The sequence below is a fragment of the Falsigemmobacter intermedius genome (assembly GCF_004054105.1).
Classification (GTDB): domain Bacteria; phylum Pseudomonadota; class Alphaproteobacteria; order Rhodobacterales; family Rhodobacteraceae; genus Wagnerdoeblera; species Wagnerdoeblera intermedia.
The window spans coordinates 1,279-9,480 of record NZ_SBLC01000061.1; the positions used below are offsets into that span (position 1 = coordinate 1,279).

At 60.3% G+C, this 8,202-nt stretch carries 19 protein-coding genes; all 19 read left to right on the forward strand.

Annotated elements, in window-relative coordinates; all coding sequences use genetic code 11:
• The first annotated feature begins 485 nt into the window (after positions 1-485).
• The 19 genes from EP867_RS18075 to EP867_RS18155 all read left to right on the forward strand — a co-directional run bounded on the left by EP867_RS18075 (position 486) and on the right by EP867_RS18155 (position 8,157).
• Positions 486-833: a helix-turn-helix domain-containing protein gene (locus EP867_RS18075; protein WP_128490857.1), complete on the forward strand. Its 348-nt coding sequence runs from the start codon at positions 486-488 to the stop codon at positions 831-833.
• Positions 834-1,332: 499 nt separating this feature from the next.
• Entirely contained in the window at positions 1,333-1,524 is a 192-nt protein-coding gene (locus EP867_RS18080) for a hypothetical protein (RefSeq protein WP_128490858.1), read from the forward strand.
• On the forward strand, positions 1,524-1,736 hold the full coding sequence (locus EP867_RS18085) for a hypothetical protein (RefSeq protein ID WP_128490859.1): 213 nt from the start codon (positions 1,524-1,526) through the stop codon (positions 1,734-1,736). Before EP867_RS18080 ends, EP867_RS18085 begins: the two co-directional genes overlap by 1 nt.
• Positions 1,737-2,115: 379 nt before the next feature.
• Positions 2,116-2,358 (forward strand): hypothetical protein, encoded by a 243-nt coding sequence (locus EP867_RS18090; protein ID WP_128490860.1) that lies wholly within the window; start codon positions 2,116-2,118, stop codon positions 2,356-2,358.
• Between the two features lies 1 nt (position 2,359).
• A complete protein-coding gene (locus tag EP867_RS18095; RefSeq protein ID WP_128490861.1) occupies positions 2,360-3,010 on the forward strand; it encodes an ERF family protein in 651 nt (216 codons plus the stop codon).
• On the forward strand, positions 3,010-3,510 hold the full coding sequence (gene ssb, locus EP867_RS18100) for a single-stranded DNA-binding protein (protein ID WP_128490862.1): 501 nt from the start codon (positions 3,010-3,012) through the stop codon (positions 3,508-3,510). Before EP867_RS18095 ends, ssb begins: the two co-directional genes overlap by 1 nt.
• A 54-nt stretch (positions 3,511-3,564) precedes the next feature.
• Positions 3,565-3,897 carry a hypothetical protein gene (locus EP867_RS18105; RefSeq protein ID WP_128490863.1) on the forward strand — a complete coding sequence of 111 codons (333 nt, stop codon included), beginning with the start codon at positions 3,565-3,567 and terminating at the stop codon, positions 3,895-3,897.
• The gene (locus tag EP867_RS18110) at positions 3,894-4,079 is read left to right on the forward strand and encodes a hypothetical protein (protein ID WP_128490864.1); all 186 of its coding nucleotides are present in this window, start codon (positions 3,894-3,896) and stop codon (positions 4,077-4,079) included. Before EP867_RS18105 ends, EP867_RS18110 begins: the two co-directional genes overlap by 4 nt.
• Complete coding sequence (locus EP867_RS18115) at positions 4,079-4,468, forward strand: recombination protein NinB (protein WP_128490865.1); 390 nt, start codon at positions 4,079-4,081, stop codon at positions 4,466-4,468. Before EP867_RS18110 ends, EP867_RS18115 begins: the two co-directional genes overlap by 1 nt.
• Positions 4,465-4,974 (forward strand): hypothetical protein, encoded by a 510-nt coding sequence (locus EP867_RS18120; protein ID WP_128490866.1) that lies wholly within the window; start codon positions 4,465-4,467, stop codon positions 4,972-4,974. Before EP867_RS18115 ends, EP867_RS18120 begins: the two co-directional genes overlap by 4 nt.
• Positions 4,971-5,345, forward strand: coding sequence for a helix-turn-helix domain-containing protein (locus EP867_RS18125; RefSeq protein WP_128490867.1), 375 nt, complete (start codon positions 4,971-4,973; stop codon positions 5,343-5,345). The genes EP867_RS18120 and EP867_RS18125 overlap by 4 nt, the downstream gene beginning before the upstream one ends.
• Positions 5,342-5,611, forward strand: a complete 270-nt coding sequence (locus tag EP867_RS18130) for a hypothetical protein (protein ID WP_128490868.1) — start codon at positions 5,342-5,344, stop codon at positions 5,609-5,611. The genes EP867_RS18125 and EP867_RS18130 overlap by 4 nt, the downstream gene beginning before the upstream one ends.
• Positions 5,608-6,006, forward strand: a complete 399-nt coding sequence (locus tag EP867_RS18135) for a hypothetical protein (RefSeq protein WP_128490869.1) — start codon at positions 5,608-5,610, stop codon at positions 6,004-6,006. Before EP867_RS18130 ends, EP867_RS18135 begins: the two co-directional genes overlap by 4 nt.
• A complete protein-coding gene (locus EP867_RS20475; protein WP_277749374.1) occupies positions 6,003-6,137 on the forward strand; it encodes a hypothetical protein in 135 nt (44 codons plus the stop codon). Before EP867_RS18135 ends, EP867_RS20475 begins: the two co-directional genes overlap by 4 nt.
• Positions 6,134-6,370: a hypothetical protein gene (locus EP867_RS18140; protein ID WP_128490870.1), complete on the forward strand. Its 237-nt coding sequence runs from the start codon at positions 6,134-6,136 to the stop codon at positions 6,368-6,370. Before EP867_RS20475 ends, EP867_RS18140 begins: the two co-directional genes overlap by 4 nt.
• Positions 6,367-6,606, forward strand: coding sequence for a hypothetical protein (locus EP867_RS18145; RefSeq protein WP_128490871.1), 240 nt, complete (start codon positions 6,367-6,369; stop codon positions 6,604-6,606). The genes EP867_RS18140 and EP867_RS18145 overlap by 4 nt, the downstream gene beginning before the upstream one ends.
• Positions 6,603-7,259 (forward strand): HNH endonuclease signature motif containing protein, encoded by a 657-nt coding sequence (locus EP867_RS18150; RefSeq protein ID WP_128490872.1) that lies wholly within the window; start codon positions 6,603-6,605, stop codon positions 7,257-7,259. The genes EP867_RS18145 and EP867_RS18150 overlap by 4 nt, the downstream gene beginning before the upstream one ends.
• Positions 7,256-7,429, forward strand: coding sequence for a hypothetical protein (locus EP867_RS19935; protein ID WP_164888941.1), 174 nt, complete (start codon positions 7,256-7,258; stop codon positions 7,427-7,429). The genes EP867_RS18150 and EP867_RS19935 overlap by 4 nt, the downstream gene beginning before the upstream one ends.
• Positions 7,426-8,157, forward strand: coding sequence for a tyrosine-type recombinase/integrase (locus EP867_RS18155; protein ID WP_128490873.1), 732 nt, complete (start codon positions 7,426-7,428; stop codon positions 8,155-8,157). The genes EP867_RS19935 and EP867_RS18155 overlap by 4 nt, the downstream gene beginning before the upstream one ends.
• Positions 8,158-8,202 lie beyond the last annotated feature (45 nt).

Here is an 8,202-nt window from a genome sequence, read left to right on the forward strand (position 1 = left end):
CTGCCGAGGATCTGGTGACGGTCGAGATACCGGGCCACCAGATCGGGATTGCGATTGCACTGGCGCTCGGCCCGACGTCCCAGATCGACGGTCGGACCAAAGCTGTTCGACAGCGTCGACGTGGGCGAGACAGGCCCAGACATAGCCGCGCTGCTTTTGCTCTGAGAGCAGTCCGGGCAGCCGATAACCACGGCAGCCAGGCGCTTGGCAAATCCGGCAGGGGCCCAATTCACGATCTGCTCCGGCTGGATCGGCCTTGAATTTTTCGCGCTGAGTTCACATTTGGTGAATTAGAAGCGCGCATTTTGAATAGACCCGGGGGGCAATCCTGCCCCGCAGCATCTGCAAGAGATTTAACGGCGAGATACCACGACGAGGGAAACCATCCCCGAACCACGGCATTGCTGACAGCCGTTTGACCAACGCCGAGAGCGTCTGCCATTTTTTTCCGCCCGAGGGCGTCTGCAAGATTGGATGCGGTTACCATGAGAGAGTATTATCCACACAATGTGGATTTCATCAAGTCCACAAATGGTGGCTTGCTGAATATTTCACAATTTGTGAATTTATGCGGTATGGCAGACGTACCGCTTTATATCGAAATAGGCCAGCGCCTCGAAGCAATTCGGGAAGCGTTCTCTGATCTGAACCAAAAAGAATGGGCGGATCGGCACGGATTCGGCACCTCCACCTATAATAACTGGGTGAAGGGTATCCGGCGTATCCCGGTGGAGAGCGCCGAGAAGCTCTGCGACCTCTATGGCCTGGATCTCGATTTTATATATCGCGGCAAGAGAGACGGACTGTCCGAAAACGCGCGGAAAGTGCTCTGATCACACCTGCCCATGTGCTTCACCACATGGTCCAGAGGGACGTCCAGCTCCTCCGCAATCTCGATCATGCGATCCAGACGACGATCAATTTCCTTCATGCAAATTCCCCACGCTCTTGCGGCGCGCCCTGTTGAACATCAGTGCCTGTGCTCGGGAATCATGCGGCAGCTTGGCTGACGGTTCGGTATCACTGCCCGGCTCGATGTTGAGAACATAGCGGGAACAACCCGGGCTGTGTCAACTAAAACGAAACCTCAAGACCCCCTCCGCATGTCTCCATTATAAGTTACGCTTTGATATAACTTGCTTCATAAAAGCGTAACAGGCGACTTTTGCAAGCAAAATATCAGCCAGAAATCCCATGCCCTGAAAGGCTCTCCTGCCGTTAAAATCCACATTTGGTGAATTTTAATATTGACCAGTCCACATTGCGTGGATTAACTTCATCTCATCAGGGCGCGACACATGAGCCGCCTGACATCCCAGATGGAGATCCGAAATGCCCCGCAAGACCGACTTCTCTGTAACCCCTGCTGGCGCAGTTATCCGCGCCGCGCTGCTTGAAGAATTCCGCGCCTATCGGGCCCGCCCGGTGAGTGACGTCACCCTGCCCGCGCCGCTCACCGTGATCGGCCACAACCGCCTCCGGGGCTTTGCTCCTGTCGAGGCCCAGCCGATCCGGGTGCACTGATGAAAACCGTTTCCGCATACCGGGCAGAGGATGGCAGCCTGCACGAAACCCGCGAGGGGGCCGCTGTCGCCGATCTGGTCGCTGCTGGCTTCGATCCCGCCATTGCTTCCCAAATCATCGAGCGCCGCGCAGTGGTCGAGGACGTGCTTCGCCAGCTGACCGGCCGTGCGCACATCCCGGCATATTATCCGCCCCTTGAGGACGCGGCATGAAACACTGGCGCGCAGACCCCACAGCAGATGCGCGCCCTTCCTGGCATGACCGCTCGCCGGAGATCGATGCGCAGAGGCTCATCTGGGAGCAGGAGGACGCGACGAGGCTTCACGCCCTCCTGGACGCTGATCGCAGCCTTCGCCGCTCTCCGGTCGCAGGAGAGCTACCCTGCCCTGAGTGTTCAGGAAAGGGCTATACCACTGAGCCGTTCCATTATATTCGCGGCGAAGGTGGTAATCCGATGACCTGCAGCCGATGCCTTGGCTCCAGCATCCGTTGAATTTGAACAGCGCGGTTCCCCATCGCGCTCAGCCCGCTCGGTTACTACTCCCCAGATCAGTGCCGAGCGGGCGACCTTACCCACCAAAGGATCACCCAATGACTTTCCTTGCACGGATTGACCGGGCCAGTTCCGCGCCCGTACCCACCCTTATCACCACCGACCTCGACCGCGCAGCAGAAGGCCGCGCCATGGCTGAGGACATGGATACCGTTCTCAGCCGGCCCCCGGTCCGCCCCGTTGAGCAGCCCGCCGTTGGCTTCTGGGATCTGCTGGGCTTCGCGGCTGGCCTCGGCCTGCTGGCGGTGGCTCTCGCTATCTTCCTGCCGGCGGTGGTGTGACATGAGCAAGCAGGAGCACATCAGCACTGTAGCTGCCCGCCCCGTGCACGCCTCGATCTATCAGGCCCTCGCAGCTGCACAGGCTGAGATGGGTCCGGTCCTGAAAGAGAACGTCAACCCGGCCTTCAAGAGCCGCTACGCCGACTTGGCGAGCGTGGTCGCAGCCTGCCTGCCCGCTCTGAACGCGCACGGCATCTCAGTTTTCCAGCCAATGCGCGAGATCGATGGCACCCGCTTTGTGGTCACCATCCTCGCCCACGAAAGCGGTGAAACCATCGAGAACCCCGTGCCGCTGCTGGTGTCGAAGAACGACATGCAGGGCCTCGGCTCGGCCATGACCTATGCCCGCCGCTACGGCCTTATGGCAATGGCGGGCGTGGCGCCGGAAGACGACGATGGGAATGCCGCTGCGGCCGCCCCGCCGCCCCGTCAGGAGCAGCGCCAGCCGCCACGCGACCCCGGCCCGACTGCTGCAGACATGGCCATCAAGGCGCTGAGCGGCGCGGATACTCTCGAGCGGCTGGCAGCGATCTGGGGCGACCTGCCCCGCGCTGTACAGGGGCATCAGTCGGTGATCGACGCAAAGGACGCTGCAAAGGCCCGCCTCTCGCAGCCTTCGAATGAAACCACAAACAATGAAGAGGCGCAGTGATGGCAGGCTCAGTGAACAAGGTCATTCTCATCGGCAATCTGGGCCGCGACCCGGAGGTGCGCAGCTTCCAGAACGGCGGCAAGATCGCCAGCCTGCGCATCGCCACCAGCGAGACGTGGCGCGACAAGAACAGCGGCGAGCGCAAGGAAAAGACCGAGTGGCACACCGTCACCGTCTCGAACGAGGGCCTGGTCCGCGTGGTCGAGCAGTATCTGCGCAAGGGCAGCAAGGTCTACATCGAGGGCCAGCTGGAAACCCGTAAATGGCAGGACCAGCAGGGCCAGGATCGATACAGCACGGAAGTGGTGCTGCGCGGCTTCAATAGCCAGCTGGTCATGCTCGACGGTCCGAGCGGTGAGCGCGGGGGCGAACAGGGCAGCTACGGCCAGCAGGATCAGGGCTACGGCGGTGGATCATCAAACGGCGGGTTTGGCGGCGGCGGTCGCCCCTCAAGCGCCGGATTTGACGAAGAAATTCCATTTTTTCCCGAGTGGCGCTGAGGTGTCTGGCCCCGTGCGGGCCAGCATCCTGAACGCCAACCACAGGAGAGAGCCATGAGCGGAGAGCTCGTTCAAATTCGCGAACACATCAAGACTGCATGCCTGACCCTCAATACCGTGAGGGGTGTAATCAGTGCCATAATTGGCCACGTCCCCGAGGCTGTCGATGGCGGAGGTAGCAACACCCCCGATGGGGCGCTCCATGAGGTTCTGGCCCTGGCAAGGGAAATGGCCGAAAGCGCTGAGGCGGTGGATGCGCGCCTGATCGATCTGAAAAACGCTGTATTTGGGGAAGGTACTGATGAGACTGGCAGTGCGACTGATCTGTGCAGAACGCCGCACCCCTGGAGTGCATCGGCGTCTCATCGCAGCCGAGACGTGGCATGACCGAGCGCATCAAATCCTCCCTGCTCGACTGCATGCAGGCCTATGCCCGTGACCACGGCTCCCTGCCCGAAGGTGGCGACATGGACGCGATCTGCGAGACTGTGGCGGCCACTCACCGGCTCAGATCCAGCGAGGTGCGCAAGGTCTATGATCGCGAACTGCGCGTCTGGGATGCGGTGTGATGGGGCAGACCATCATCATTCGCGGCGACCGCCAGCGTGATCTGGCGAAAGCCCTGATCGAGCGGGCACCGGCAGATGCGGTGGTGACGATCAAGGAAGGCACCCGGAGCCTCGACCAGAACGCGAAGCTCTGGGCCCTGCTCTCCGATATCGCCCGCGCCAAGCCCGAGGGCCGCTCTATGGCCCCGGAGCTGTGGAAGGCCGCATTCATGTCGGCTCTGGGCCACGAAATCATCTGGCAGCCGGGCATCGAGAATGCCCCGCCATTTCCGGCAGGGTTCCGCACCTCGCGCATGAGCAAGGCGCAGTTCGCGGACCTGATCACCTTTGTTCAATCATACGGCGACCGCCACGGCGTGCGCTGGTCAGATGGGGGGAATGTGGAATGACCGAGAGACTGACAGACAAGGAGCTGCGGGCGCTGGTGGGGGAAGCAACTCCAGGGCCCTGGGAGCTGTGCGCGCATCTTCGTCATGAGAATGAGAATGGCTGCACCTGCGGTTATCGCGGCGTAATCTTTGGTCCCGGACAGGAAGGATACGCTGTCTGCCAGCCTGGCCATGAGCCTGCCCCGCACGGGCAGGAAGGGTCTGAGCCTCCGCGCTACCCTCGCGAAGTCGAAATTGCCAATAGCCGACTGATCGCCGCCACTCCCGCTCTGGCAGCGGAAGTGCTGGAGCTGCGAGCGATGGCAGCCTCCATGAAAGCCTTACTCATCGAGGGACGTGAAATCGTCGTCTGGGCGGCCGAGATGACCAGAGCCAGTGCGACACATCCTAATTTGGCCGAAGATACTGCCGGGAGGGCGGCGCTGGTCGCGGAAGATATTCGTGACTGCGAAGAGTGGATTTTCCGGTGCGAGCAGGAGATCGGAACTGTTGAGGTGTCATCATGAAGTTCAACATTGAAATCCCCGATGAGCTTCTTTTCGCGGCAATCGAAAAGCATCCAAAAGAGCCGTGGGACAGGTTCGCCAGTAGGGTGAACAATGCCTTGGGCACGTCTTATGATGAGATGTACATCCGTGCTGCAAAATCCGTTGCAGAATGGCAGTTCGACCTTGGGCATAAGAAGTGCAAGCGCATCGATGAGCGCACCTTCACCCTTATCCGCGCTGCATTGAAGTCGGGTAAAAGCCACCACGAGATAGCCGAGTTCGCCGGAGTTTCGCCTTCCACCGTATCCAGAATTGAGCGCGTTGGGGTCAATCTCGAGTTCCGCCAGATACAGGAAATGCGAAGGATAATTGACGGAGCGGCCGCATGAGTTTCCAGCGCCACCAATCCGCCTTTGTCGAAATGGCCAATCCGGTTGAGGCGCAGTGCTTGGGCAAGGAGGCCTTCACGACCCCTGCCCTCGCCTGGAAGGTGATCCGTGCCCGCCACAAAGCTTTCCCGAAAGGGCGCAGGATGCCAGAGCGCAAAACCCCGAGGGAGCCATATCATTGCACCGCCTGTAGGTGCTGGCACATTGGCCCGCTGCGCTACAAGCCGCGCCAGATCCGCGAGAACCATAAGGGGCCGATCCGGTGAGCATCCACCCCGGCAACCTGACTGGGGCCCCACGGAGGGGCCTCAAGGGCACCACCCGAGCGCCAAAGCAGAGCCGCCGCAAGAAGCAAGGCAAGCTGGACCCCGACTATCTGGCCGATGTGCGCCGCCTGCCCTGTGTGATCTGTGACGCCTTCGGGTTTCAGCAAAAGACCCGCACGGAAGCGCACCACACTTTTTGCGGCCGCTTCGGGCAGGACAAGACCCCGGACCGCCAAGCTATCCCTCTCTGCAATGGTCACCACGAAGGCGACATGGAGACAGGAAAGATTGCGATCCACCTCGATAAGGCCCTCTGGGTCGACACCTATGGGCCTGACACCGATTTCATCGCCATCACGCAGGACGCGGTGGCCAGACTGAGGGGAGAGACATGAGAGGACGCCGCAGCCTTTTCGACGCAGGCACGGAGCATCACGACATGCTCCCCCTGCCCTCTGTCGCAGCGCTGGTGATCGTCGCGGCCATGGCCGTGCTGGCCTGCATCATCCTCTGGAGCGCATCATGAGCTTCATGGCCCCCATCGACACCAGCCCCCTGCGCGAGATCCGCGGCGCAGATCTGATGGGCGAGCTGCAGGCATTCATCGCGGACCTGCAGCGCGAGAACGCTGCCCTGCATGACCTTTGCGCGGCGCGGGCAGCAGAGAATGAGCGGCTCAAGGCGGATCTGGCAGCTGTCAAGAAAACCTTGACCACTGATGCCCTGCCTGCAATTCAAACAGGAAAGATTACCCGATGAAGAACAAACTCGCCGACCTGAATAACCACCTCTTCGCGCAGCTGGAACGCCTCGGCGAAGAGGGGTTGAGCGCTGAGCGCATCGAGCAGGAAGTGAAGCGCGCTGGCGCGATCGTGCAGGTGGCGGACCAGATCACCGCCAATGCCGATCTGCAGCTCAAGGCGGCAAAGCTGTTTGCCGAGCATGGCGACCAGATCCTGCCCATGCTGCCCCAGATCGGACGGTCTTCGGCATGAAGGGCGCCCGCATTCACTACGAGCCAGAGGAACTGGCCTGGATCGAGGCCCGTAAAGAATGGCCCAGAAAAGACCTTCACGCCGCGTTCTGCCGCTTCTGGAAGCGCGACGATGTGAGCTTCGACAACTTCAAAGCCCTCTGCACCCGAAAGGGCTGGAAAACTGGTCGCACTGGCAGGATTGAACCTGGAAGCGTGCCCCCGAATAAGGGGAAGCCCATGCCCGAGCATGTGCGAGAGAAATGCATGAAAACAGCCTTCAAGAAAGGCAACGTCCCGCACACCTTTCGCGGGCACGGCCATGAGCGCATCGACAGCAAAGACGGCTATGTCGTGATGATCGTCGATGAGGTGAACCCGTGGTCTGGGGCAAGAACGAGGCCGGTTCATAAACACCGTTACCTTTGGGAACAGAAGCACGGCCCCATCCCGCCCGGACATGCTCTCAAATGCCTCGACGGGGACCAAACGAACTGTGACCCGTCAAACTGGGAGCTGGTCTCGCGCGGAGTGCTGAGCCGTCTCAATAGTCGCTGGGCAACGGTACGATTCAACGAAGCCCCGGACGAACTCAAGCCGACCTTGCTGGCTACCGCGAAGCTGAAGCAGGCGGCCCATGAAATCAGAAAGCCGAGCAAAGGAGCCAACACATGAGCGACATGAAGCCCATCATGCGGGCCTCTGAGATCCGCAAAACCATGCTGGAGCTGACGGCGGCGGGTAACACCGTCCGCCTGCTGCCCGATGGCACTTTGATCTCCGAACCCGTGACGACCAAAGCAGACCTCACCCCGGACCTGATTGACTGGAGACGCCCGAAATGAAGCGTGACCTGCCCGTTTACTGCTACCGGAAGGGTAAGCGGGGCTACATCTATTTCATTCGTGGTGTGACATGTGCACGCATCACCGCACAGCCAGGCTCACCTGAGTTTGCTGTGGAATACGCCCGCCTGCTTGCGGGCCGGGTGCAAACCAGCGGCAGAACACTGGACAAGTTGATCGAGCACTACCACGGCTCCTCACGTTGGGCGAAGCTGGCCTCAAACACGCGGAAGTCATATGAGCGCCACTTGGAATATTTCAGTCAGGCGGCGGGCAGCATCGACCCCGCCAGCTTGCGACGGGTTCACATCATCCAAATGCGCGATGCCCTCGCTGACAAGCCGACAGACGCGAATCGGAAGATCAGCACCCTGTCGGTGCTTTTCGAGCACGGCATCGATATCGGCTGGCTGAATGAAAACCCCGCCAAGGGGGTCCAGAGTATTCCGACACAGGGACGTGTTCGGCAGCCTTGGCCCGCCGAAATGGTCGAAGCCTTCCGCCGAGCAGCGCCCCCGCGCACCGCACTCATTTTCGAGCTGCTCATCGGCACGGGACAAAGGATCAATGACGTGCTCGATCTGAGATGGTCGGATCTGAGTGACGGTGCCTTTACGCTGACGCAAGGTAAAACAAAAAAGCGCCTTTATATTCCGCTGACAGAGCGGCTTCAGGAAGTATTAGCAAATACACCGCGGCACAGCCTTTATCCCACATTTCCCAAGTAAGGCGCTGATTTCGCTGTCCTGACCATTATATTTTCTATATAAAAC

Bases quoted from the DNA above. Each gene is read 5' to 3' on its own strand.
- EP867_RS18075 (WP_128490857.1), top strand. From the start codon at position 486: ATGAGAGAGTATTATCCACACAATGTGGATTTCATCAAGTCCACAAAT.
- EP867_RS18080 (WP_128490858.1), top strand. From the start codon at position 1,333: ATGCCCCGCAAGACCGACTTCTCTGTAACCCCTGCTGGCGCAGTTATC.
- EP867_RS18085 (WP_128490859.1), top strand. From the start codon at position 1,524: ATGAAAACCGTTTCCGCATACCGGGCAGAGGATGGCAGCCTGCACGAA.
- EP867_RS18090 (WP_128490860.1), top strand. From the start codon at position 2,116: ATGACTTTCCTTGCACGGATTGACCGGGCCAGTTCCGCGCCCGTACCC.
- EP867_RS18095 (WP_128490861.1), top strand. From the start codon at position 2,360: ATGAGCAAGCAGGAGCACATCAGCACTGTAGCTGCCCGCCCCGTGCAC.
- ssb (WP_128490862.1), top strand. From the start codon at position 3,010: ATGGCAGGCTCAGTGAACAAGGTCATTCTCATCGGCAATCTGGGCCGC.
- EP867_RS18105 (WP_128490863.1), top strand. From the start codon at position 3,565: ATGAGCGGAGAGCTCGTTCAAATTCGCGAACACATCAAGACTGCATGC.
- EP867_RS18110 (WP_128490864.1), top strand. From the start codon at position 3,894: ATGACCGAGCGCATCAAATCCTCCCTGCTCGACTGCATGCAGGCCTAT.
- EP867_RS18115 (WP_128490865.1), top strand. From the start codon at position 4,079: ATGGGGCAGACCATCATCATTCGCGGCGACCGCCAGCGTGATCTGGCG.
- EP867_RS18120 (WP_128490866.1), top strand. From the start codon at position 4,465: ATGACCGAGAGACTGACAGACAAGGAGCTGCGGGCGCTGGTGGGGGAA.
- EP867_RS18125 (WP_128490867.1), top strand. From the start codon at position 4,971: ATGAAGTTCAACATTGAAATCCCCGATGAGCTTCTTTTCGCGGCAATC.
- EP867_RS18130 (WP_128490868.1), top strand. From the start codon at position 5,342: ATGAGTTTCCAGCGCCACCAATCCGCCTTTGTCGAAATGGCCAATCCG.
- EP867_RS20475 (WP_277749374.1), top strand. From the start codon at position 6,003: ATGAGAGGACGCCGCAGCCTTTTCGACGCAGGCACGGAGCATCACGAC.
- EP867_RS18140 (WP_128490870.1), top strand. From the start codon at position 6,134: ATGAGCTTCATGGCCCCCATCGACACCAGCCCCCTGCGCGAGATCCGC.
- EP867_RS18145 (WP_128490871.1), top strand. From the start codon at position 6,367: ATGAAGAACAAACTCGCCGACCTGAATAACCACCTCTTCGCGCAGCTG.
- EP867_RS18150 (WP_128490872.1), top strand. From the start codon at position 6,603: ATGAAGGGCGCCCGCATTCACTACGAGCCAGAGGAACTGGCCTGGATC.
- EP867_RS19935 (WP_164888941.1), top strand. From the start codon at position 7,256: ATGAGCGACATGAAGCCCATCATGCGGGCCTCTGAGATCCGCAAAACC.
- EP867_RS18155 (WP_128490873.1), top strand. From the start codon at position 7,426: ATGAAGCGTGACCTGCCCGTTTACTGCTACCGGAAGGGTAAGCGGGGC.